The sequence below is a fragment of the Amycolatopsis sp. NPDC114504 genome (assembly GCF_055633595.1).
On the sequence record NZ_JBVKDU010000001.1, the window covers coordinates 1,929,137 to 1,953,268 of the forward strand.

General features: G+C 71.3%; 15 protein-coding genes. 4 read left to right on the forward strand and 11 right to left on the reverse strand.

From position 1 onward, the window contains the following. Positions 1-39 precede the first annotated feature (39 nt). Both ppgK and ACZ7PG_RS08995 read left to right on the forward strand, forming a co-directional pair. Positions 40-807: a polyphosphate--glucose phosphotransferase gene (gene ppgK, locus ACZ7PG_RS08990; protein ID WP_470239023.1), complete on the forward strand. Its 768-nt coding sequence runs from the start codon at positions 40-42 to the stop codon at positions 805-807. 209 nt (positions 808-1,016) lie between these two features. Continuing rightward, complete coding sequence (locus ACZ7PG_RS08995) at positions 1,017-2,408, forward strand: RNA polymerase sigma factor (RefSeq protein ID WP_470238516.1); 1,392 nt, start codon at positions 1,017-1,019, stop codon at positions 2,406-2,408. Positions 2,409-2,474: 66 nt separating this feature from the next. Here ACZ7PG_RS08995 and ACZ7PG_RS09000 read toward each other — a convergent pair whose 3' ends face one another. Next, complete coding sequence (locus ACZ7PG_RS09000) at positions 2,475-2,867, reverse strand: hypothetical protein (protein WP_470238517.1); 393 nt, start codon at positions 2,865-2,867, stop codon at positions 2,475-2,477. 95 nt (positions 2,868-2,962) lie between these two features. Between ACZ7PG_RS09000 and ACZ7PG_RS09005 the strand changes: the two genes are divergently transcribed. Next, entirely contained in the window at positions 2,963-3,601 is a 639-nt protein-coding gene (locus tag ACZ7PG_RS09005; RefSeq protein ID WP_470238518.1) for a hypothetical protein, read from the forward strand. Positions 3,602-3,650: 49 nt separating this feature from the next. Here ACZ7PG_RS09005 and glgB read toward each other — a convergent pair whose 3' ends face one another. The 9 genes from glgB to malQ all read right to left on the reverse strand — a co-directional run bounded on the left by glgB (position 3,651) and on the right by malQ (position 21,761). Continuing rightward, the gene (gene glgB, locus ACZ7PG_RS09010) at positions 3,651-5,858 is read right to left on the reverse strand and encodes a 1,4-alpha-glucan branching protein GlgB (RefSeq protein ID WP_470238519.1); all 2,208 of its coding nucleotides are present in this window, start codon (positions 5,856-5,858) and stop codon (positions 3,651-3,653) included. A gap of 4 nt (positions 5,859-5,862) precedes the next feature. Further along, complete coding sequence (locus ACZ7PG_RS09015) at positions 5,863-7,236, reverse strand: maltokinase N-terminal cap-like domain-containing protein (protein WP_470238520.1); 1,374 nt, start codon at positions 7,234-7,236, stop codon at positions 5,863-5,865. Positions 7,237-7,241: 5 nt separating this feature from the next. Next, positions 7,242-9,050 carry a maltose alpha-D-glucosyltransferase gene (gene treS, locus ACZ7PG_RS09020; protein ID WP_470238521.1) on the reverse strand — a complete coding sequence of 603 codons (1,809 nt, stop codon included), beginning with the start codon at positions 9,048-9,050 and terminating at the stop codon, positions 7,242-7,244. A 38-nt stretch (positions 9,051-9,088) separates the two neighbouring features. Further along, positions 9,089-11,071: a maltotransferase domain-containing protein gene (locus ACZ7PG_RS09025; protein WP_470238522.1), complete on the reverse strand. Its 1,983-nt coding sequence runs from the start codon at positions 11,069-11,071 to the stop codon at positions 9,089-9,091. A gap of 352 nt (positions 11,072-11,423) precedes the next feature. Next, the gene (glgX, locus tag ACZ7PG_RS09030; RefSeq protein ID WP_470238523.1) at positions 11,424-13,571 is read right to left on the reverse strand and encodes a glycogen debranching protein GlgX; all 2,148 of its coding nucleotides are present in this window, start codon (positions 13,569-13,571) and stop codon (positions 11,424-11,426) included. A 50-nt stretch (positions 13,572-13,621) separates the two neighbouring features. After that, complete coding sequence (gene treZ, locus ACZ7PG_RS09035; protein WP_470238524.1) at positions 13,622-15,334, reverse strand: malto-oligosyltrehalose trehalohydrolase; 1,713 nt, start codon at positions 15,332-15,334, stop codon at positions 13,622-13,624. Continuing rightward, positions 15,331-17,607, reverse strand: a complete 2,277-nt coding sequence (treY, locus tag ACZ7PG_RS09040; protein WP_470238525.1) for a malto-oligosyltrehalose synthase — start codon at positions 17,605-17,607, stop codon at positions 15,331-15,333. The genes treZ and treY overlap by 4 nt, the downstream gene beginning before the upstream one ends. Beyond that, positions 17,604-19,730 (reverse strand): glycogen debranching protein GlgX, encoded by a 2,127-nt coding sequence (gene glgX, locus ACZ7PG_RS09045; RefSeq protein ID WP_470238526.1) that lies wholly within the window; start codon positions 19,728-19,730, stop codon positions 17,604-17,606. Before glgX (ACZ7PG_RS09045) ends, treY begins: the two co-directional genes overlap by 4 nt. Before the next feature lie 78 nt (positions 19,731-19,808). Then, positions 19,809-21,761 (reverse strand): 4-alpha-glucanotransferase, encoded by a 1,953-nt coding sequence (gene malQ / locus ACZ7PG_RS09050; protein ID WP_470238527.1) that lies wholly within the window; start codon positions 21,759-21,761, stop codon positions 19,809-19,811. A gap of 126 nt (positions 21,762-21,887) precedes the next feature. On the opposite strand from malQ, the gene ACZ7PG_RS09055 reads away from it, so the two are divergent. Continuing rightward, positions 21,888-23,333, forward strand: a complete 1,446-nt coding sequence (locus tag ACZ7PG_RS09055) for an amino acid permease (protein WP_470239024.1) — start codon at positions 21,888-21,890, stop codon at positions 23,331-23,333. Here the strand turns inward: ACZ7PG_RS09055 and ACZ7PG_RS09060 are convergent. Next, complete coding sequence (locus ACZ7PG_RS09060; RefSeq protein ID WP_470238528.1) at positions 23,311-24,093, reverse strand: DUF6885 family protein; 783 nt, start codon at positions 24,091-24,093, stop codon at positions 23,311-23,313. The two genes, ACZ7PG_RS09055 and ACZ7PG_RS09060, sit on opposite strands and share 23 nt — an antisense overlap. Between the last annotated feature and the right edge of the window lie 39 nt (positions 24,094-24,132).

The following is a 24,132-nucleotide window of genomic DNA, read 5'->3' on the forward strand; positions in this document are numbered from 1 at the left end:
GAGGCAGGCTTCTGAATCGTGCGAGAAGGGACCACGTCCGTGGTGGAGGCGACCCGCCGAGGTTTCGGCATCGACATCGGCGGCAGCGGGATCAAGGGCGCCTTGGTCGACCTGGACAAGGGGCAGCTCATCGGCGACCGGATCCGGATCGAAACGCCGAAGCCGTCGACGCCGTCGGCGGTGGCGGACGTCGTCGCCGAGATCGTGACGCAGGCGGGCTGGGACGGCCCGGTCGGCGTGACGCTCCCGGCGGTCGTCAAGAAGGGCGTCGCGCACACCGCGGCCAACATCGACAAGCAGTGGATCGGCACCGACGCCGACGCCCTCTTCGCCAAGCGCCTCGGCCGCGGCGTCGACCAGGTCGCGATGCTCAACGACGCCGACGCGGCGGGCATGGCGGAGATCCGCTTCGGCGACCCCGTCGCGCGCCGGGGCGTCACCGCCCTGCTCACCTTCGGCACCGGCATCGGCAGCGCGGTGTTCCAGGACGGCAAGCTCGTCCCGAACACCGAGTTCGGTCACCTGGAGATCGACGGCCACGACGCGGAGAAGCGCGCGGCCGCCTCGGTGAAGGACAACGAGGGCCTCTCGTACCCCGAATGGTCCAAGCGCGTGCACCGTTATCTGACCGTGCTCGAAAACCTGATCTGGCCCGACCTGTTCATCGTCGGCGGCGGGGTCAGCAAGAAGGCCGAGAAATGGGTGCCGCTGCTGGACATCCGCACTCCGGTCCTGGTGGCGACGCTGCAGAACAACGCCGGGATCGTGGGTGCCGCGGTGGCCGCGAGCGAGGGCATCCAGCACTAGTTCCGGCACGGGTTCCGGTGCCGATCCGGGCGCCGAACCGGGCCGGAGGGTGATCGCTTCGCGACGCATGCGCGTACCGTCGTTACAATGGAACACGGCCCACGGCTGCGGAGGCGAAAACCGCAGGCCGAGGCGTGAATCCCGAATGTGAGGCAGCAGTGGCTCCGTGTCCGCTGCTCGTCATGATCGACCGCTGCGAAAGGGCGTAAGTGGCAGCCGCAAGAACCGCAACCCGAGGCGGGACGAAGACAGCGACCGCAGCCGGCGAGCCGGCCGAAGAGGCAGCCACCGGGACGGCGAAGCCTGCGGCCCGCAAGACCACCACTGCCAAGAAGGCTCCGGCCAAGAAGGCACCGGCGAAGAAGCCCGCGACCAAGGGCGAGGACGGCGAGCCCGACGGTCCCGAGGGCCCCGAAGGCGAGCTCGACTCACCCGACTTGTCGGATCTGGAAGAGGTCGAGGTCGACGTCGTCGACGAAACCGTCGTCGACGAGCCGGACACCGGCTCGACGGATGACGACGACGATGACGACGACGAGGAAGAGACCCCGGCGCAGCGCCGTCGTGGTGCCGCGGCCGACAAGGCGGCGGCCGCGAAGAGCTCCGACAACCCGGACTTCGTCTGGGACGAGGAAGAGTCGGAGGCCCTGCGCCAGGCGCGCAAGGACGCCGAGCTCACCGCGTCGGCCGACTCCGTGCGTGCCTACCTCAAGCAGATCGGCAAGGTCGCGCTGCTGAACGCGGAGGAGGAGGTGGAGCTCGCCAAGCGGATCGAGGCCGGGCTCTACGCCGCCGAGCGCGTGCGCACCGCCGAGGAGGAGGGCGAGAAGCTCGTCACCCAGATGCGCCGCGATCTCAAGTGGATCGTGCGCGACGGCGAGCGCGCCAAGAACCACCTGCTGGAGGCGAACCTCCGGCTCGTGGTGTCGCTGGCCAAGCGCTACACCGGCCGCGGCATGGCGTTCCTGGACCTGATCCAGGAGGGCAACCTCGGCCTGATCCGCGCGGTGGAGAAGTTCGACTACACCAAGGGCTACAAGTTCTCGACGTACGCCACGTGGTGGATCCGCCAGGCGATCACCCGCGCGATGGCCGACCAGGCCCGCACCATCCGCATCCCGGTGCACATGGTCGAGGTCATCAACAAGCTCGGCCGCATACAGCGCGAACTCCTGCAGGACCTCGGCCGCGAGCCGACGCCCGAGGAGCTCGCCAAGGAAATGGACATCTCCCCGGAGAAGGTCCTGGAGATCCAGCAGTACGCGCGTGAGCCGATCTCGCTCGACCAGACGATCGGCGACGAGGGCGACTCGCAGCTCGGTGACTTCATCGAGGACTCCGAAGCGGTCGTCGCGGTGGACGCGGTGTCGTTCACGCTGCTGCAGGACCAGCTCCAGTCGGTGTTGCAGACGCTGTCCGAGCGCGAAGCGGGCGTGGTCCGCCTGCGCTTCGGCCTCACGGACGGCCAGCCGCGCACGCTCGACGAGATCGGCCAGGTGTACGGGGTCACCCGTGAGCGCATCCGGCAGATCGAGTCGAAGACGATGTCGAAGCTGCGCCACCCGTCGCGGTCGCAGGTCCTGCGCGACTACCTGGACTGAGTTCCTTTCAGAAACCCGCCACCGAGATTTTCTCGGTGGCGGGTTTCTTTGTGTCCACATAGGACATCAGGGCACGGCCAGGCCGCGCTCCCGCAGAGACTCCTCGACGCGCAGGCGTTCGATCTCGCGGTCCATGCCCTCGGGCAGCTCGGCGAGCCGGTGCGGGACGCCGATCTGGCGGCACGCCTGGGTGAGGAGCTCGTCGTACGCCTGGCGCGTGCCGAGCCGGCGCGCCGCCGGGGTGCCGGACGGGTAGCCGGCGAGCAGGCGGTGCACCCGCCGCAGGTCCGCGGCGACGCGTTCGATCGGGGGACCTTGCGGCTGGGGCTTCGCGCGCTTCTCGAGGAGCCGGCGAAGCAGCTTCGGGGCGCGCAGCGCGCACCAGAAGAGCACCGTGGGAGCGATGCAGACCACGGCGAACAGGATCAGGTTCGCGAGGACGCCGCCGGCGCCGGCCATGCCCTCATCGTAAGCCCGCGCGGGCGTTTCGGGACCCCTCCCCGGCGACGAACGGTAAAACCTCCCCATCACGACTGTGCCGGGGAGGAACTGCTGTGCCGTGTGCGGTGTTGCTCGCCCTCGGCCTGGGCGCGGCGGCCCTGGCCTGGATCATCTCCGCGCTGGGCGACGGCGCCTGGCTGCTGGGCGTCACCGCCGCGGTCGCGCTCGTGACGGTGACGATCCACCTCACGGCCCGCGCCCACGGGACGGCGTCGCGGGTCCGGCTCGGGCGGGTGCGCCGCCGGCTCCGTGCGGCCGGCCGTCACCCGGCCCACGTCTACGCCGTGCACGACCGCGGCCGCCGGGCCCGGACGACGGCGCGCGACCTCGTGTTCCTCGTGCACGAGCCGCGGCTCCACTCGCTCGAGCTGCTGGCCTGGTCGTCCGGCCAGCTCGAACGACGGTGGCACGCCGAGCCCGCCGCGATCAGCGAAGCCAAGGTCGCGCTGGGCGGGACGACCGGCCGGTGGACCGACCTGCCCGCGGAGCTCGTCCTGCGCGTCGGCGACGACGACCCGCTGGTGCTGTGGGTACCGGGTGCGCAGCCCGGGCTCATGCAGTTCGCCTGGTACCTGGACGCCCCGGCCCGCCGCCGTCGCCGCCGCGCGGCCCGCCTGGCCCGCGAAAAACGCGAAGCCGACCGTGATTCAAGGGGCATCACGCGTGATCAGGAGGGCATCACGCGTGATTGAAGGGGCATCACGCGTGATTGGAGGGGCGACACGCGTGATGCCCTTTCCGTCACGGGAGTTCGGGGGTCGGTGGGGTTTCTTCGGTGAGCCAGAGGACCCCGGCCGGGGGGAGCTGGAGGACTGCCGAGGCCGGCTGGCCGTGCCAGGGGTCCTCCGTGGCCTCCACCGAACCCAGGTTTCCGACGCCCGAGCCGCCGTAGGCCTCCGCGTCCGTGTTGACCGCCTCGCGCCAGCGGCCCGCCGCCGGCAGGCCGACCCGGTAGTCGTGGTGCGGGACGCCCGAGAAGTTCGCGATGCAGGCCAGCCGTGACCCGTCGGTGCCGATGCGCAGGAAGCTCAGCACGTTGCCGCTCGAGTCGTTCGCGTCGATCCAGCGGAAGCCGTCCGGCGAGGTGTCCTGGCTGAACAGCGCCGGCGACGACCGGTACACCGAGTTCAGCGAACGCAGCAGGTCCTGGACCCCGCGGTGCAGCGGCTCGTCCAGCAGGTGCCAGTCCAGCGACCGCTGCTCCGACCACTCCGACGGCTGGCCGAACTCGCCGCCCATGAAGAGCAGCTGCTTGCCCGGGTGCGCCCACATGAACGCCAGCAGCGAACGCAGCCCGGCCGCCTTGTTCCAGGCGTCGCCCGGCATGCGGCCCCACAGGGATCCCTTGCCGTGCACCACTTCGTCGTGCGACAGCGGCAGGACGAAGTTCTCGCTCCACGCGTACACGAGCGAGAACGTCATCTCGTTGTGGTGGTACGCGCGGTGGATCGGCTCGTGCGACAGGTACCGGAGCGTGTCGTGCATCCAGCCCATGTTCCACTTGAAGCCGAAGCCGAGGCCGCCCAGGTGCGTCGGGCGCGTGACGCCCGGCCACGCCGTCGACTCCTCGGCCACCATCACGACGCCCGGGTGTCGCTTGTAGACGGTCGCGTTCAGCTCCTGCAGGAACTTCACCGCGTCCAGGTTCTCGCGGCCGCCGTACTGGTTCGGCAGCCACTCCCCTTCGTTGCGGGAGTAGTCGAGGTAGAGCATCGACGCGACGGCGTCGACGCGCAGGCCGTCGAGGTGGAACTCCTCGATCCAGTACAGCGCGTTGGCGACGAGGAAGTTGCGGACCTCGTTGCGGCCGAAGTCGAACACGAGCGTGCCCCAGTCGGGCTGCTCGCCGCGACGCGGGTCCGCGTGCTCGTACAGCGCGGTGCCGTCGAACTTGGCCAGCGCCCAGCTGTCCTTCGGGAAGTGCGCGGGCACCCAGTCGACCAGGACACCGATGCCCCGCTGGTGCAGGCGGTCGACGAAGTAGCGGAAGTCGTCCGGGGAGCCGAAGCGCGACGTCGGCGCGTAGTACGACGTCACCTGGTAGCCCCACGAGCCGCCGAACGGGTGCTCCGACACCGGCAGCAGCTCCACGTGCGTGAAGCCGGTCTCGATGACGTAGTCGCCGAGCTGGTCGGCCAGCTCGCGGTAGTCGAGCCCGGGCCGCCACGAACCGAGGTGGACCTCGTAGACGCTCATCGGCGCCGCGGACCACTCGGTGGCCTCGCGCTGGGCGACCCACGCGTCGTCGTCCCACAGGTGCCCGGAGGTGGTGACGACCGACGCCGTCGCGGGCGGGAGTTCCGTGCCGAACGCCATCGGGTCGGCCTTCTCGCGCCAGTTGCCGTCGGCGCCGAGGATCCGGAACTTGTAGCAGGAGCCGGCGCCGACGCCCGGCACGAACAGCTCCCAGACGCCCGACGAACCGAGCGAGCGCATCGCGTGGCCGCGGCCGTCCCAGCCGTTGAAGTCGCCGATCACGCGGATGCCGCGGGCGTTGGGCGCCCAGACCGCGAACGACGTCCCCTCGACGACGCCACCCGGCGTCTCGTACGAACGGACGTGCGCGCCGAGCGCCTCCCAGAGCCGCTCGTGGCGACCCTCGCCGATCAGGTGCAGGTCCAGCTCGCCGACCGTGGGCAGCCAGCGGTACGGGTCGTCGGCGGTGACGGAGTGCCCGTCGTAGTCGATCTCCAGCCGGTAGTCGCCCGGGTGCTCCGGCACCGCGACGGCGAACAGGGCGTCGATCACCGGTTCCATCGGGTACCGGTGCTCGCCGCTGCGCAGGGCGACGGCCTTGGCGCCGGGCAGCAGCGCCCGGGCCACGAAGCCCTTGCCCACCGCGTGCGCGCCCAGCACCGAGTGCGGGTCGTGGTGCGAGCCGGCGAGCAGCCGGTCGATGTCCGCGGCCGCCGGGGCGGCGGCCGGGAGGCCTTCCGGAACCGCGTTCACGGCGTCATCCCTCTCCATCGGTGATCCGGGCGATCGAGGCGAGCGGCACACCCAGCCAGTCGGGCCGGTTCGCGTGCTCGTAGCCCACCTCGTAGACCGCCTTGTCCAGTTCGAAGGCGCGCAGCAGCTCGCCCTGTTCGCGCGGGTCGGCCGCGACCGCGGCGTAGCCCTCGCAGAACGCCGCCCGGTTGCGGTGCGACCACTCCAGGGCCCGCGCGGCCAGCGCCGTGTCGTCCGGCTGGCCGACCAGCATCTGCTGGGCCGCGTAGTCGAACGACCTCAGCATGCCCGCCACGTCGCGCAACGGCGACCGCAGCGCGTGACGCTCCTCCACCGGCGCCGCCGGCTCGCCCTCGAAGTCGATCAGCAGCCAGCCGGTGACCGTCCGCAGCACCTGGCCGAGGTGCAGGTCGCCGTGGACGTACTGCATGGTCACGGAGTCGGCGGGCAGCGCGCGCAGCTTCTCGAACGCCGCCCGCAGCCCGGGAGCGTGCGCGGCCAGCTCCGGCACCCGCGCGGCGACGGTGTCGAGCCGGACGAGCATCGCCTTCGCCGACCGCTCCAGCTCGTCGGCGTCGACCGGCTCGCTGCCGAGGGCCTCGGCCAGGTCCGCGTGCACCTCGGCCACCGCGCGCCCGAGCCGCTCGGCCTCGCCGGCGAAGTCGCCGCCGACCTCCTCGGCGTGCAGCTCCGGCGCGGCCATCAGGTCGCGGACGCTGGTGGTGGCCATCGCCCAGCCGTCGACCGCGTCCGCGACGAACTGCTGGAGCATGCCGACCGTGGTCGGCTCGCCGTCGAGGTCGCCGGTGATCGAGCCGAGCACCGGCGCGATGTGCTTGCTGTCGACGCCTTGCAGCGCCCGGTGCAGCATCAGGTCCTTGTTCTTGCCCGGCGTCAGCTTCCGGAACAGCTTGAGGATGTACTGCCCGCCGTAGACCAGGGACGTGTTGCTCTGCTCGGACGTGATCGGCCGCGCCCGCAGCCCGGTGTCCAGCTCCACGCCGGGCTCGTGCTCGAAGACGAGCGAGCCCACCGTGGCCTCCCGGGCCATCAGGTCCAGCAGCACGCCGGTGACGTCGAGGTCGCCGGACGCCTCGTAGGCGTTGAGGTCGCCGACGGCACCGATCCAGCTGCCCGACGAGATCTCCGGCGGGTGCGTCCGCCGGCCCACGAGCAGCTGGTAGGGCTCGCGCCGGTCACCCTGGGCGACCTCGACGACCACGTGCAGCAGCTGCGGGTCGCCCGCGACCAGCTCGGTCACGCCGAGCACCCGGACGCCGGTCACCGGCCGGTCCTTGCCGGCGAACCAGCGCTGTTCCGGCAGCCAGTGCTCCAGGTCGCCGAGCAGGTCGTCGACCAGCTCACGCGGGTCGGACAAGGGACTCACCTCGTTTCGCCTTCGTCTCCCGGGCTCGTCAGCTGGAACCAGTAGAAGCCGTGCCCCGGCAGCGTCAGCAGGTACGACAGGTCCCCGATGCCCGGGAAGCGCACGCCGCCGGTCAGTTCCACGGGGACGCACCCGCGGTGCGCGGACAGGTCCAGCTCCACCGGCTGCGGGAACCGGGAAAGGTTGTTCACGCAGAGCACGACGTCCTCGCCGCCGTCCGGGCGCCGCCACTGGCGCTTGTACGCCAGCACGCTCGGGTTGGACCCGCCGAGGTCGACGAACTCGCCTTCGGCGAACGCGTGGTGCTCCTTGCGCACCTCGATCATCCGCCGGGTCCAGTTGAGCAGGGAGGACGCGTTGTTGGACTGCGCCTCGACGTTCAGGCCCTGGTAGCCGTACACCGGGTCCATGATCACCGGCAGGTAGATCCGGCCGGGGTCGCATGAGGAGAACCCGGCGTTGCGGTCCGGGGTCCACTGCATGGGTGTGCGCACCGCGTCACGATCGCCGAGCCAGATGTTGTCTCCCATGCCGATCTCGTCACCGTAGTACAGAACGGGCGAGCCCGGCAGGGACAGCAGCATCGCCGTGAAGAGCTCCTGCTGGTTGCGGTCGTTGTCCAGCAGCGGGGCCAGCCGGCGGCGGATGCCGATGTTGGCCTTCATCCGCGGGTCCTTGGCGTACTCCGTGTACATGTAGTCGCGCTCTTCGTCGGTGACCATCTCGAGGGTCAGCTCGTCGTGGTTGCGCAGGAAGATGCCCCACTGGGTGCCACTGGGGATCTCCGGGGTCTGGGTGAGGATCTCCGAGATCGGGAAGCGCGACTCGCGGCGCACGGCCATGAAGATCCGCGGCATCAGCGGGAAGTGGAACGCCATGTGGCACTCGTCGCCGCCGACCGCCGCGTCGCCGAAGTACTCGACGACGTCCGACGGCCACTGGTTCGCCTCGGCCAGCAGGATCCGGCCGGGGTACTCGTCGTCGACGACCTTGCGGCAGCGCTTGAGGAACTCGTGCGTGCGCGGCAGGTTCTCGCAGTTGGTGCCCTCCTGCTCGAACAGGTACGGCACGGCGTCCAGGCGGAACCCGTCGATACCCAGGTCGAGCCAGAACCGCAGGGTGTCGATCATCGCGTTCTGGACGTCGGGGTTCTCGAAGTTCAGGTCGGGCTGGTGGGAGAAGAACCGGTGCCAGTAGAACTGGCCGCGCACCGGGTCGTAGGTCCAGTTCGACGTCTCGGTGTCGACGAAGATGATCCGCGCGTCGGCGTAGCGGGAGTCGTCGTCGCTCCACACGTAGTAGTCGCCGTACGGGCCGTCCGGGTCCTGACGGGACTGCTGGAACCACGGGTGCGCGTCCGAGGTGTGGTTGAGCACCAGGTCCGTGATCACCCGGATGCCCCGCCGGTGCGCCTCGTTCAGCAGGAAGACGAAGTCCTCGACGCTGCCGAACTCCGGCAGCACCGCGCGGAAGTCGCTGATGTCGTACCCGCCGTCGCGCAGCGGCGACGCGTAGAACGGCGGCAGCCACAGGCAGTCGATGCCGAGCCAGGCCAGGTAGTCCAGCCGGCCGGCCAGGCCGCGCAGGTCGCCGGTGCCGTCGCCGTTCGAGTCGGCGAAGGCGCGCACCAGCACCTCGTAGAACACCGCGCCCTTGAACCAGTCCGGGCTGCTCGGCGCCTGCTGCGCCGAGCGGAAGTCGCCGGCCTGGGGCTCCACGAGCATGCCGTCGGCGGTGATCGCCTCACCGGTGTGCGGCACGCCGTCCAGCCCGAGCGCGGCGTCGGGGCGGGGTTCCTCCGCCATGTGTTCCACCTCAGTCCCTCGATCCGTTCCTTCCCCTGCTAACCGGCCAGCCGCCGCCGGACCGAGACCACGTGCGCCACGGCCCGCCAGGGCTCGAGCCGGACGAAGTTCGCCGGCCCCCAGTCCCAGGTGTCGCCGGTGACCTCGTCGTGGGCGATCAGCCGCTCGTGCGCCTCGAAGCCGAGCTGGGCCGTGTCGAGCCACAGCGTGCCCTCCTGCGGCCCGTACGGGTCGAGGGTCACGACGGTGACCACGGTGTCGCCGGTCGCCGGGTCCTGTTTGGAGTACGCCAGCAGCGCGTCGTTGTCGACGTGGTGGAAGTGCAGGGTGCGCATCTGCTGCAGCGCCGGGTGCGCGCGGCGGACGGCGTTCAGCTTCGCGATCCACGGCTCCAGGGAGCGGCCTTCGGCGAGGGCGCGCTCGAAGTCGCGGGGACGCAGCTGGTACTTCTCGGAGTCGAGGTACTCCTCGCTGCCCTCGCGGACCGGGACGTGCTCGAACAGCTCGTACCCCGAGTAGACGCCCCACGTCGGCGAGATCGTCGCGGCCAGCGCGGCCCGCAGCGCGAACATGCCGGGCCCGCCGCGCTGCAGCGACTCGTGGAGGATGTCCGGGGTGTTGACGAACAGGTTCGGCCGGCCCTCGTTCCAGTGCTCGCGCAGGTCGATGGCGAAGTCGATCAGCTCCTGCTTGCCGGTCCGCCACGTGAAGTACGTGTAGCTCTGGGTGAAGCCGAGCCGGGCCAGTCCCCACAGCCGCGCCGGGCGGGTGAACGCCTCGGCCAGGAACAGGACGTCCGGGTGGGCGTCCTTCACCGACTGGATGAGCCAGGCCCAGAAGTCCGGCGGCTTGGTGTGCGGGTTGTCGACCCGGAAGATCTTGACCCCGTGGTCGATCCACACCGTGATGACCCGGAGCATCTCCTCGTAGACGCCCTTGGGGTCGTTGTCGAAGTTGATCGGGTAGATGTCCTGGTACTTCTTCGGCGGGTTCTCCGCGTAGGCGATCGACCCGTCCGGGCGGGTGGTGAAGAACTCCTGGTTCTTGAGCACCCACGGGTGGTCCGGCGCGGCCTGCAGCGCGAAGTCGAGCGCGACCTCCATGCCCAGTTCTTCCGAGCGGGCGACGAAGGCGTCGAAGTCGTCAAAGGTGCCGAGGTCCGGGTGGATGGCGTCGTGGCCGCCCTCGTCGGAGCCGATGGCCCACGGCGAGCCGACGTCGTGCGGCTGCGCGTCGAGGGTGTTGTTGGGCCCCTTGCGGTTCACGCGGCCGATCGGGTGGATCGGCGGCAGGTAGACGACGTCGAAGCCCATCTTCGCGACGCGGTCGAGCGCGGCCGAGGCCGTGGCGAAGGTGCCGTGGACCGCGTTGCCCTCGGCGTCGAGGCCGCCGGTGGAGCGGGGGAACAGCTCGTACCAGGAGCCGAACGCGGCGCGGGGGCGGTCGACCCACGCCTTGTGCGGCTTGCCCTTGGTGATCAGCTCCCGCACCGGGAACTCGTGCATGAGCCGGCGGACCTCGGGCGAGAGCGCGGGTCCGACCCGCTCGGCGAGGCCCCGCTCTTCGTCGCGCAACGCGGTCAGCGCGCCGGTCAGCAGCGCCTTCTCCGCCCGGCGGTCCGGGCGGCGGGAGACGCGCTCCAGCAGCCGGGCGCCGTTCTCGAGGTCGTTGGCGAGGTCCTCGGGGCCCTGCCCCGCGGCGATCTTCACCTCGACGTTGTGCTCCCACGTCGCCCACGGATCGCTCCACGCGTCGATCCGGTAGGTCCACGTGCCGGTGGTGTCCGGGACGATCACCGCGGCGAACTCGTCGGGGTGGTCGGGACCGCGCGGTACCATCCGCGTCTGGCGCGTCAAGCGGTCGCCGGGACCGCGCCACGCGACGGTGGCCGCGACGGCGTCGTGGCCCTCGCGCCAGACGGTCGCGGTGACCGGGATGTGTTCCCCCACAACGGCTTTGGCCGGATACCGGCCGCAGCTCACGCTGGGGGAGACGTCGTCGATACCGAGCCGGCCGGTCATGGGCAACGCCCCTCGAAGTGTCGGTTTGGACGCAGGCGTCGTCAGTCTGCCTGACTCGATCAAGCACGAACGAGGCAGGGCTCTTTTGTTCTGTACCCACCCCGGTGCGGACGAAACGCTTTCCCCGCAACGAATTTCGGGCGGATGTCCGGCAGGTTAAGTCCACGCGGGGCCCGGCCGCCGGCCGCGGCCGCTGAACACCCGTACCCGAATGGACGACACGCGTACTCCGCCGGACGACACGCGCACGCGGATGGACGACACGGCGGCGGAGCCCGGCCCCACGTCGTGTCGTCCGGCCAGATACGCGTGTCGTCCGGCTGGGTGCGTGTGTCGTCCGGTGGGGTACGCGTCAGTAGGGTTCGGGGGCGGGGTCCGCCGCCAGGCGGGGGGCGCGGAGCAGGAGCAGGGAACGCGACTGGAGCGTCACGCGACTCTTGGCTTCGAGGGTGCCCGGGTTGGCCGGGTTGCCGTCGGAGGTGCTCGTGTCGAGCGTCGGCTTGAACGTCTCGCCGTACTCGCGGCCCGGCAGCGTCACCTCGGCCGGCTCGTCGCCCGCGTGCAGCCACATCAGCCACGAGTGGTCGGGCACCAGCTCGCCGTCGCGGTTGCGGGCCTGGCTGTTCGAGCCGTCGACCCACATGCCGAGCGTGTGCCGGTCCTCGAACCAGTCGGTCTCGCCGAACTCCTCGCCGTCGGGGCGGAACCAGACCAGGTCCGGCTTGCCGGTCGGTGTCGTCCGGCCTTCGAAGAACTCCGGCTGCCGCAGCGCCGGGCTCATCGACCGCAGCCGCACGACCCGGCGGGCGAAGGTCAACATGGCCTCCGCCTCGGGGTCCCCCGGCGTCCAGTCCAGCCAGGACGTCTCGTCGTCGAGGCAGTACGCGTTGTTGTTGCCGCCCTGGGTCCGCCAGAACTCGTCGCCCGCGGTGATCATCGGGGTGCCGGTGGACAGCAGCAGCGTGGCGAACATGTTCCGCACCTGCCGCGCGCGCAGCCCGCGGATCCCCTCGTCGGCCGTGTCCCCTTCGGCGCCGTGGTTCCACGAGCGGTTGTCGTTGGTGCCGTCGCGGTTGTCCTCGCCGTTGGCCTCGTTGTGCTTTTCGTTGTAGGACACCAGGTCCCGCAGCGTGAAGCCGTCGTGGGCGGTGACGAAGTTGATCGACTGCCACGGCCGGCGCAGGTTGTGGTCGTAGAGGTCCGACGAGCCGGACAGCCGGTAGGCGAGGTCGCGGACGCCGGTCGCGCCGCGCCAGAAGTCGCGCACGGTGTCGCGGTAGCGGCCGTTCCACTCCGCCCACTGGGCGCCGAAGCCGCCGACGCGGTAGCCCTCGCCGGTGGCGTCCCACGGCTCCGCGATGAGCTTGCAGCGCGAGAGCACCGGGTCGGTGGTGATCGCGGTGAGCAGCGTCGACGCGGGGTCGAACGGGCCGCCGCGGGCCCGGCCGAGCGTGCTGGCCAGGTCGAACCGGAAGCCGTCGACGCCCAGCTCCTGCGTCCAGTACCGCAGCGAGTCGGTGACCAGCCGGACCACGGTCGGCGAGCCGGCCTCCAGGGTGTTGCCGCAGCCGGTGATGTCGGCCATGTGGCCGCGCTCGGTGTGCAGGTAGTACACGGGCGCGTTCAGCCCGCGGAAGCTCAGCGTCGGCCCGTCGGGGCCGCCCTCGCAGGTGTGGTTGAACACGACGTCGATGATCACCTCGATGCCGGCCGCGTGCAGGGCGGCCACCATCAGGCGGAACTCCTCGACCTCGTGGCCGGGCTCGCTGGCGTAGCCGGCGTGCGGCGCGAAGAAGCCGAGCGGCGAGTACCCCCAGTAGTTGTGCCGGCCGGCCCGGACCAGCGACGGCTCGTCGAGGAACGTGTGCACCGGCAGCAGCTCCACCGACGTGACGCCGAGCCGGGTCAGGTACTCGATGGCCACCGGGTGGGCCAGGCCGAGGTAGGTGCCGCGCAGCGCCTCCGGGATGAACGGGTGCTGCTGGGTGAACCCCTTGACGTGCAGCTCGTAGATCACCGCCTCCTCGAACGGGACCTCCGGCTTGACGCCGGTGTCCGGCCCGCCCGGCGACGACACGACCGACAGCGGCACGCTGCCCAGGGAGTCCACTGTGGACATCGGCCCGCGCTCGGGGTCGCCGGTGAAGCCCTGCGCCGCGGTCAGGTCGGTGAGCCCGCCGGTGATCTGCCGGGCGTAGGGGTCGAGCAGCAGCTTGTGCGGGTTGCAGCGCAGGCCGCGGGCCGGGTCGTACGGGCCGTGGATCCGGTAGCCGTACCGCTGCCCCGGCGTCACCCCGGGCACCAGGCCGTGCCAGACGCCGAACGTGCGCTCGGTGAGCGCGATCCGGCGCTCCGACCCGTCGGCGTCGATCAGGCACAGGTCGACCGCGTCCGCGACGGCGGAGGTGATCGCGAACCGGACCCCGCCCGCCTCGGGGTGGGCGCCGAGCGGGAACGGGCGTCCGGCGAGGACGTGCTGGGTCGAGGGTCGTGTGGCCATTCCTGAATCGTCCCAGATCCGGGTCACATCGCGCGCGATGTGACTTCCGGTTACGGGGTTTCGACCAGGACGAAACTCTCCGGCGGCAGGACCGCGGAACTCCCGTCCGCGGTGGCCCCGGCCCAGGTCAGCAGGGTCGCGGTGGCCGCCAGCGGGAGCGTGACCGGGCCGGGACCGAAGTTGACGGCCAGCCGCAGCCCACCGCGGTGCAGCAAGAACCAAGAGCCGTCCGGCGCGGTGTCCACCCGCAGGTCGGCGACCCACGGGCCGGCCAGCTCGGGCCGCTCGCGGCGCAGCCGGATCAACGTCCGGTACAGCTCGAGGGTCTCGCGGTGGCCGGGCGTGTCCGCTTCGGCCCAGTCGAGCCGGGAGCGCTCGACCGTCGCCGGGTCCATCGGGTCGGGCACGTCGGACTCGCCCCAGCCGTGCCGGGCGAACTCGCGACGGCGGCCCGTGCGGACCGCCTCGGCCAGCTCCGGGTCCGGGAAGGAGGCGAAGAACTGCCACGGCGTGCTCGCCGCCCACTCCTCCCCCATGAACACCATCGGCGTGAACGGCGAGCAGAACAGGATGGCCGCGCCGCACGCCAGCCGGTCGCGCGACACGGTCGCGGACAGCCGGTCGCCGGTCGCGCGGTTGCCGATCTGGTCGTGGTTCTGCAGGTAGGCGAGGAAGCGGTGGCCCGGCACGGTGCGGGTGTCGACCGGACGGCCGTGGGTCCGCTCGCGGAACGACGACCAGGTCCCGGCGTGGAAGAACACCTCGCGCAGCACCCGCTCGACGGCGTCTCCCGCGGCGAAGTCCGTGTAGTAGCCCGACTCCTCGCCGGTGAGCTGGACGTGCAGGGCGTGGTGGAAGTCGTCGGACCACTGGGCGTGCAGGCCGTACCCGCCGCGCTCGCGGGGCGTGACGAGCTTCGGGTCGTTGAGGTCGGACTCGGCGATCAGCGTCAGCGGCCGGTTCAGCGCCGCCGACAGCGCCTCGGTCTCGACCGCGAGCTGTTCGAGCAGGTGGACGGCCCGCCGGTCGAGCAGCGCGTGCACCGCGTCCAGGCGCAGCGCGTCGACGTGGAAGTCGCGGAACCAGCTCAGCGCGTTGTCCACGACGTACCGGCGGACCTCGTCCGAACCGGCGCCGTCGAGGTTGAGGCCGGGACCCCAGTCGTTCTGGCCGGCGAAGTACGGCCCGAAGCGGTCGAGATAGGCCCCCGACGGCCCGAGGTGGTTGTAGACGACGTCGAGCACGACGGCCAGGCCGCGCGCGTGGGCCGCGTCGACGAACCGCTTGAAGCCGTCCGGGCCGCCGTAGGGCTCGTGGACCGCGCCCCAGAGGACGCCGTCGTAGCCCCAGCCGGCGGTGCCGTCGAAGGAGTTGACCGGCAGCAGCTCGACGTGGGTGATGCCCAGCTCGACGAGGTGGTCGAGCCGGTCGATGGCCGCGTCGAAGGTGCCGCCCTCGGTGAACGTGCCGACGTGCAGCTCGTAGACGACCCCGCCGGGGAGCTGCCGGCCGTGCCAGGCGTCGTCGGTCCACTCGAACTCGCCGTGGTCGTAGACGCGCGACTCCTGGTGGACGCCGTGGGGCTGCCACCGCGACCGCGGGTCCGGCAGGCGGTCGCCGGAGTCGTCGAGCAGGAAGGCGTAGTTGATGCCCTCCGCCTCGGCGTGCCACCAGCCGCCGTCGCCGGCGGTCATCTCGTGCACGCCGGCGTCGACGCTCACCCGGACCCGGCGGGCCGCCGGGGCCCACACGCTGAACCTCATGCGTCTCCTCGCACCAGCAACGCCACGGGGTACCGCTCGAACAGGGCCGCCAGGTCGCCGGTGACCTCGCGGCCGGTCAGGACGTCGGTCCAGACGCCGGCCGGCAGCGGGAGCACGGTGTCGCGCCAGCCGCCGGCGGCTTCGAGACCGACCGGCAGCCGGGTCACGGCGACCGCCAGGTCCGCGCTCCGGGTGAAGGCAAGGCAGTGCTCGGCCGCGACCCCTTCGGCGCGCAGCGGCCGGTAGCCGCGAAACAGCGCCGGGTGTTCGCGGCGCAGCCGCAGCGCCTTGTGCGCCACGAGCAGCTTCGCCGCGCCCGACGCGTCGATGTCCGGCAGCTCGCCGTCGAGGACGCGGGCCAGGATCTCGCGCCGGACCGCGTAGTCGACCGGGCGGCGGTTGTCCGGGTCGACCAGCGAGAAGTCCCACAGCTCGGTGCCCTGGTAGACGTCCGGGACGCCGGGCGCGGTCAGCTGCACGAGCTTCTGGCCGAGGGAGTTCGCGTAACCGGGCTTCTCGATGAGCCCGACGAACGCCTCGATGTCCGACGCCAGTCCGGCGTCGCCCATGACGTCGTCGGGCCAGGCGGCGACGTCGGCCTCGAACGCCTCGTCGTGGCTGGTCCAGCTGGTCCGGAGCTTGGCTTCCTTGGCCGCCTTGTCGAGGTAGTCCCGCAGCCGGGCCGGCTCGATCGGCCACGTCGAAACCAGCGTCTGCCAGGCCAGCAGGTTCAGCGACGGCTCGTCGATCCCGCGGCGCGCGGTCCACCGGCGGACGGCCTCGGCGAACTCGCCCGGCACCTCGGCAAGGACGGCCATCCGCGCGCGGGTGTCCTCCGAGCGCTTGGTGTCGTGCGTGGTCAGCGTCGTCATCGACGCCGGGTGCCCGGCCTCGCGTTCGGCCGCCAGGCGGTGGAACTCCTCGACGCCGAGGCCGAACCGGTCCGGGTTGCCGCCGACCTCGTTGAGCGCGGCGAAGCGGGTGTAGCGGTAGAACGTCGTGTCCTCGGTGCCCTTGGCCACGACCATGCCGGACGTCTGCTGGATGCGGGTGGCCAGCTCGCTGTCGGGGTTCTTGGTCACGTAGGCGTCGAGGAGGACCAGCGCGTCGGCGAGGTCCGGCCGGGCCTGCCGGGCCCCGGCGATCGCGGCCGCCCAGTTCGCCGCGCCTTCGGGGAGGTACGAGCGGTAGACGGGGAAGGCGACCATCGTCTCGGCGACGGCTTGCCGGGCCTGCTCCGGGTCGACGTCGGGCAGCAGCGCGGCGATCCGCCGGACCTCGGCGACCAGGATGTGGTCGGTGACCAGGCGCCGGGCCTCGGCCTCGACGCGGTGGTAGCCGGTCTTCACGCCCAGCTCCGTGGCCAGCTCGGTGAAGGCGGGCTCGGCGGCCGGGTCGACGAAGACGCCGGCGACCTCGCGCAGGGCGTCGTAGCCGGTGGTGCCGTCGACCGGCCAGCTCTGCGGCAGCGGCTCGCCCGGGTGCAGAATCTTCTCGGCCACGATCCACGCGTTCGGCGCGTTCTCGCGCAGCCGCCGGAAGTAGCCGCCCGGGTCGGCGAGGCCGTCCGGGTGGTCGACGCGCAGGCCGGTGACGTCGCCGTCGGCGACCCAGCGCAGGACCTCCCCGTGCGTCTCGGCGAACACGGTCGGGTCCTCGACGCGGACCGCGGCCAGGTTCGTGATGTCGAAGAACCGCCGATAGGTCAGCTCCGCGTTGCCGCGGCGCCAGCCGACCAGCCGGTAGTGCTGGCGCTCGTGGATCTCTTGCGGCGTCCCGCTTTCCGTGCCGGGGGCGATCGGGAAACGGTGGTCGTAGTAGGCGAGCTCGCCGCCGTCGACGGTCAGCTCGGCGACGGCGTCATCGTCCCCGAGCACCGGCAGCAGCAGCGGGCCGCGGTCCCAGTCGACGTCGAAGAAGGACGCGAACTCCGAGTCGCGGCCGTGCGCCAGGACGTCCCACCACCACCGGTTGACCTTCGGCACCTCGACCGACATGTGGTTCGGCACGATGTCGACGACCAGGCCGAGCCCGAGCTCCTTCAGCTTCGCGCTGAGCGCCTGCCGGGCTTCCTCGCCGCCCAGCGCGGGCCGCGCGCGGGTCGCGTCGACGACGTCGTAGCCGTGGGTCGAGCCGGGCGCCGCGTCCAGCACCGGCGACGCGTAGAGCGCCCCGATGCCCAGGTCACGCAGGTAGCCGGCGATCTCCGCGGCGTCGCTGAAGGGGAACTCCGGGCGCAGCTGCACCCGGTAGGTCGACTCCGGCACCGTCATTCGGACTCCGTCTCCGTCCGCTGCAGCACGATCAGGGAGCGGGCGGGCAGGGTGAACTGGCCGCCGCCTTCGATGGACTTCGCGTCGCGGGGCTCCACCTCGCCCGTCGCGGTGTCGATGACGACGGTCCAGGCCTGGCCGTAGCCGTTGCCCGGCAGCTTGGCGTCGATGTCCTCGTAGTGCGCGTTGAACGCGAGCAGGAACGAGTCGTCCTCGACGTGCATCCCGCGCGGGTCGAGGTCCGGGATCGCCTGGCCGTTGAGGAAGACGACGACCGCCTTGCCGAAGCCGTCGTCCCAGTTCTGCTCGGTCATCTCCTCGCCGGCCGGGGTGAACCAGGCGATGTCGCCGAGCTTCTCGCCCTTGCCGACCGGGCCGCCCTGGAAGAAGCGGCGGCGGCGGAACACCGGGTGCCCGTGCCGGAACGCGGTCAGCCCGCCGACGAACTGGACCAGGCCGGCGTTCTCCTTGGCCAGCTCCCAGTCCATCCAGGCGATCTCGGAGTCCTGGCAGTAGACGTTGTTGTTGCCCTGCTGGGTACGGCCGATCTCGTCGCCGTGCAGGATCATCGGCACACCCTGCGACAGGAGGATCGTGGCGAGCATGTTGCGCTGCTGGCGGATGCGCAGCTCGTTCACCTCCGGGTCGTCGGTCTCGCCTTCCACCCCGCAGTTCCACGAGCGGTTGTCGTCGGCGCCGTCGCGGCCGTCCTCGCCGTTGGCCTCGTTGTGCTTCTCGTTGTAGGACACCAGGTCCCGCAGCGTGAAGCCGTCGTGGGCGGTGACGAAGTTGATCGACGCGAACGGGCGGCGGCCGTCGTCCTGGTAGAGGTCCGACGAGCCGGTGATCCGCGACGCGAACTCCCCGAGCGTCGAGGGCTCCCCGCGCCAGAAGTCGCGGACGGTGTCGCGGTACTGCCCGTTCCACTCCGTCCACAGGGGAGGGAAGTTGCCGACCTGGTAGCCACCGGGGCCGACGTCCCACGGCTCGGCGATCAGCTTGACCTGGCTGACAATCGGGTCCTGCTGCACGAGGTCGAAGAACGTGGACAGCCGGTCGACGTCGTAGAACTCGCGCGCCAGCGCCGAGGCGAGGTCGAAGCGGAAGCCGTCGACGTGCATCTCGGTCACCCAGTACCGCAGCGAGTCCATGATCAGCTGCAGCGTGTGCGGGTTGCGCACGTTCATCGAGTTCCCGGTACCGGTGTAGTCCATGTAGTACTCGGGCTCCCCCTCCACCAGCCGGTAGTAGGCCTCGTTGTCGATGCCGCGCATCGACAAGGTCGGCCCGAGGTGGTTGCCCTCCGCGGTGTGGTTGTAAACCACGTCGAGGATCACTTCGATGCCGGCCTCGTGGAAGGCCTTGACCATGCCCTTGAACTCCTGGACCTGGCCGCCCTCACCGGGCATCGCGGCGTAGGAGTCGTGCGGCGCGAAGAAGCCGATCGTGTTGTAGCCCCAGTAGTTCGTGAGGCCCTTCTCCTCCAGCCCGTGGTCGGAGACGAACTGGTGCACCGGCAGCAGCTCCACCGCCGTCACGCCGAGCTTCTGGAGGTGTTCGACGACGGCGGGGTGCGCCAGGCCGGCGTAGGTGCCCCGCAGCGCCTCGGGCACGAACGGGTGATTCACGGTCATGCCCTTGACGTGGGCCTCGTAGATCACCGTTTCGTTGTACGGCCGCTTCGGCTGGCGGTCGTTGCCCCAGTCGAAGAACGGGTTCGCCACCAGCGAGTAGGGCACCCGGCCGGCGGAGTCGTCGTCGTTGCGCTCCTCCGGGTTGGCGAACTGGTAGCCGAACAGCGACTCGTCCCACTTCACGCCGTGCGAAACGGCCTTCGCGTACGGGTCGATGAGCAGCTTGTTCGGGTTGCAGCGCAGGCCGCGGGCCGGGTCGTACGGGCCGTGCACCCGGAACCCGTAGCGCTGGCCGGGCTGGACGTTGAGCAGGTAGCCGTGGTGGACGAAGCCGTCCACCTCTTCCAGGGCGTACCGCGTTTCGTTGCCGTCGTCGTCGAAGAGGCACAGTTCGACCCGCTCCGCCACCTCGGAGAACAGGGCGAAGTTCGTCCCGACTCCGTCATAGGTGGCGCCGAGCGGGTAGGGCGTTCCGGGCCAGGGCCGCACTGGGTTCTCCTCGAGCTTTCGCAGGTTGTGCCGGGTGTCCGTGCTGACGGACGGGAATCGCGTGCCGTGGGGTACCCGTTACCGGGGCAAGGGACGCGCCGCCGCCAGCGGCGCGATCGCGGCGCGCACCCCCTTCGCGGTGAAGAAGCCGTCGACACTGACGGGAAGGGGGATCCGCCAGTTAGGGTACTGGTCGACGGTCCCGGGCAGATTCGGCTGCCGCACTTGGCCCGCCACGTCCGCCGGCGAGGTCAGCACCAGGCGTGACGCGGCTTCGGCGAGCAGCGTGTGCAGGGCGACGACCGGGTCGCCGGCCGGAATCCCTTCGCGCGCAACGAGTTCGAACAAAGCTTCACGTTCGGCGGCGGCCGCCTCTTCCTCCGCTTCGACGCCCCGGTCCAGCAGCCCCAGCTCGGCCCGGACCCGGACGTGCTCGCCCTTCAGCCAGCCGGAGACCGTCGGCAGGTCGTGGGTGGAGATGCTGGCCATGGCCTCCGGGTCCCAGCTCGACGGACGCGTGAACGGCTTGCCCGGCGCGTCCCAGTCGCGTTCGAACCACAGGACGGCCGAGCTGAGCATGCCGCGCTCGTGCATGGTCTCGGTGACGGTGTCCTCGACGGTGCCGAGGTCCTCCCCCACGACCACCGCGCCGGCCCGGTGCGCCTCGAGCGCGAGCACGCCGACCATGGCTTCGGCGTCGTAGTGGACGTAGGTGCCGCGGTGCGCGGGCTCGCCCGGCGGGATCCACCAGAGCCGCCAGAGCCCGGCGATGTGGTCGACCCGGATGCCGTCGGCGTAGCGCAGGACGCCGCGGATGACGTCCCGGAACGGCGCGTACCCGGCCTCGGCGAGCTTGTCCGGCCGCCACGGCGGCAGGTTCCAGTCCTGTCCCTGCTGGTTGAAGGCGTCCGGCGGCGCGCCGACGCGGACGTCGGCCGCGAAGACGTCCCGCACCGCCCAGGTGTCGGCCCCGCCGGGGTGCACGCCGACGGGCAGGTCGTGCACGATCCCGACGGTCATCCCGGCGTCTTTCGCCGCTTTCCGGGCGGTTTCCAGCTGCTCCCGGCAGAGGTGCTGGAGCCAGGTGTGGAAGCCGACGCGGTCCTTGAGGTCTTCGCGAGCTTTTTCGACCTCGGGTCCGCCGGGGTCCCGGAGTGGCGCCGGCCACTCCCGCCAGTCGGCGCCGTGCTGCTCGGCGAGGGCGCAGAAGAGGGCGAAGTCCTCGAGGTCCCGGTCTTTCGGCAGGTCTTCGACCCGGTGCGGCCACAGCAGCTCGAGCGCGGCGCGCTTGGCCGTCCAGACGGCGTCGTAGTCGATCAGTTCGCCGTCGCGGTCCGGGGCCAGGGACTGCACGGCCTCCTGCGTCGCGGCGCCGGCCCGCGCGTAGGTCTCGGTGGCGGTGACGCGCAGGTAGATCGGGTTGGCGAAGCGCCGGCTCGCGGGCGAGTAGGGCGACCGCTCGACGGGGTGGGCCGGGCTGAAGGCTTGCACGGGGTTGACCAGCAGCACACCGGCGTCCAGCTCCGAGGCCGAGCGGGCGGCGAAGGTCGCGAGGTCGGCGTAGTCGCCGATGCCCCAGGAGCCGGCCGAGTGCAGGGCGTAGAGCTGCAGCATCCAGCCCCAGGCGGGCGGGACGTCCGGCAGCTTCGCGGGCACGACGGCGAGCACGACGTCCTGGTCGGCGGTGACGATCCGGTGCCAGCCGAGCGGCAGGTCGGCCGGGAGATCGCCGGCGGTGACGCGCCGGCCCCCGTCTTCGAGGAAGATCTCGGCGTTGGTGCCGAGGCTCCGGGTGCTGCCTTCCTTCACGACGATCGTCGGGGGCAGCCCGCCGGGGGTTTCGCGCACGTCGAGGGCCCGGGCGATGGCGTCGTCACTGGTCGCGTCGACCCCGAACTGCCCCAGAACGGCGACGACGACGTCGTCTTCGACGTCGACCCAGACCTGGTCGGAGTTCTCGTACCGGGTGGCGACGCCGTAACGGTCGGCGAGCAGGTGCAGGGGGCTGCGGGTGGGGGTCTCGTCGGGCACCGGCCCAGCATTCCGGTGCGGGACCGATCGCGCCATCCGCGCGGGGTCACGTCACCCCGGAACCGTTCTGCGGAAATCTCCGTGACCTTCTAACTTCTCCCCATGGGTGTGCGGAGAACCTTGAACGTGGACGACGTCCTGAAGCGCCAGGACTCCGGGGAGCTCAAGCGGCGGCTGCGCGGGCGCGACCTGGTGGGGTTCGGTGTCGGGATCATCATCGGCACCGGCATCTTCACCCTCGCGGGCGTCGAGGCGAAGACGCACGCCGGGCCCGCGGTGACGCTGTCGTTCGTGCTCGGCGCGGTCGTCGCGGGGCTCGCGGCGCTCTGCTACGCCGAGCTCGCCTCCAGCGTCCCGACGGCCGGCAGCGCCTACACCTACGCCTTCGCGACCCTCGGCGAGGTGTTCGCCTGGATCATCGGGTGGGACCTGCTGCTGGAGTTCGCGCTCGGCGCCGCCGTGGTGTCGCGCGGCTGGTCCGGCTACCTGGCCAACCTGCTCGGGCTGTCGCCGGAGTGGTTCGGCGAGGACGCGAAGGTGAACGTCGGGGCGGTGCTGATCATCGCGGTGCTGACCGTCGTCGCCGTGCTGGGCATCAAGGAGTCGGCCTGGCTGACCAACCTGCTCGTCTGCGTGAAGGTCGCCGTCTGCGTGCTGGTGCTGGCGGTCGGCCTGTTCTTCGTCAAGGGCGCGAACCTGACGCCGTTCATCCCGCCGGCCCAGGCACCCGCGAACGGCAGCACGGTGCTGGAGCAGCCGATCGTCCAGGCCGCGCTCGGCCTGGAGCAGTCCGTCTACGGCATCGCCGGGATGGTCACCGCGGCCGCCATCGTCTTCTTCGCCTACACCGGTTTCGAAGCGCTCGCGAACCTCGGCGAGGAGACGCTGAACCCGAAGAAGGACCTCCGCGTCGGCATCCTCGGCGCGCTGGCCGTGTGCGCGGTGCTCTACATCGGCGTCTCGATCGTGCTGACCGGGATGATCCCGTTCACCGACATCGACACCGGCGCGCCGCTGGCGGACGCGTTCGACAAGGTCGGCCAGCACTGGGTCGGCGCGCTCATCTCGCTCGGCGCGGTGACCGGGCTGACGTCGGTGATGATGGTCGAGCTGGTCACGATCGGCCGGATCGGCTTCGCCATGGGCCGCGACGGCCTGCTGCCGAAGGCGCTCGGCCGGACCCACCCGCGCTGGGGCACCCCGCACCGGATGACCATCGGCGGCGCCGTGCTGATCGCCGTGCTGGCCGCGTTCATCCCGATCTCCGAGCTGGCCGACATGGTGAGCATCGGCGCGCTGTCGGCGATGATCATCGTGGCCGTCGCGGTGCCGGTGCTGCGCCGCCGCCGGCCCGACCTGGACCGGCCGTTCTCCGTGCCGTTCTCACCGGTGGTGCCGATCGTGGCCGCGTTGGCGTGCTTCTACCTGATGCTCAACCTCAACGTGCTCACCTGGATCCGGTTCGCCGTGTGGCTGGCGCTCGGCCTGGTCATCTACGTCACCTACGGCCGGCGGCACTCCCGCTTCGCGCCCGGGAACGCAGAGGAAGTCAGTCCCAGAACGACGGAGTGAGGCCGGCGACGCGGGCCGCTTCGCGCGTGACGGCGACCTGGTCCGCGTCGACGACCACCAGCACGCCCAGCCCGGCCAGCGCCGCGGCAACCCATTCGACGGGCTGGCCGTGGATCCCCTCGTCGCCGAAGGACGGGTAGGTGTCCACAACGGACAGCAGCGTGCCCTCGGCACCGATCCGGATGCCCGCCAAGAGCACGAAGTGCCCGCCCGGTGGCCGCCAGCGGGACGTCCACAGTGGAGGGACGCCGGTGTCGAGGTAGTCGAGCAGCGCGCGTTCCGGCGTGTCGTGGGCGCCGAGCTCGGCGCCGTCGATCCGGGCGATCACCGCGACGCGCGGCACGTCCCACAGGCCGACCAGCAGGTCGAACAGCGTCTCGGTGGTCCACTCCCCCGTCACCGGTACCGCCGCGAGGGCCCCGCCCGAGAGCGAGCCGATCGCCGTCGCCAGCCCGGAAACGCGCGTCCCCGCCGCGGCCGGGTCGTCGACCATCGGCACGGGCAGGCGGAACTCCGGGCGGCCCGCCTCGCCCGGCGGGCGCACGACCGGCCCGCGGACCGTCCCCGCGGCTATCGCGACGGCGTCCTGGTCGGGCACGTCGAGCCCGGCCGCGCGCAGGGCCGCGAGCCCGCAGAACGCGGCGGCCAGGCCGTCCTTCTGGGGCAGCTCCGCCTGGGCGAGGGCGGCCAGCCGGGCCCCGCCCGGCAGCCACCGCACCCCGGACAGGTCGAGCTGCCCGCCGTCGATCCCCGAAGACATCGGTCCCCTCAGCGGTTTCCCGGATTCGATGGGGTCATT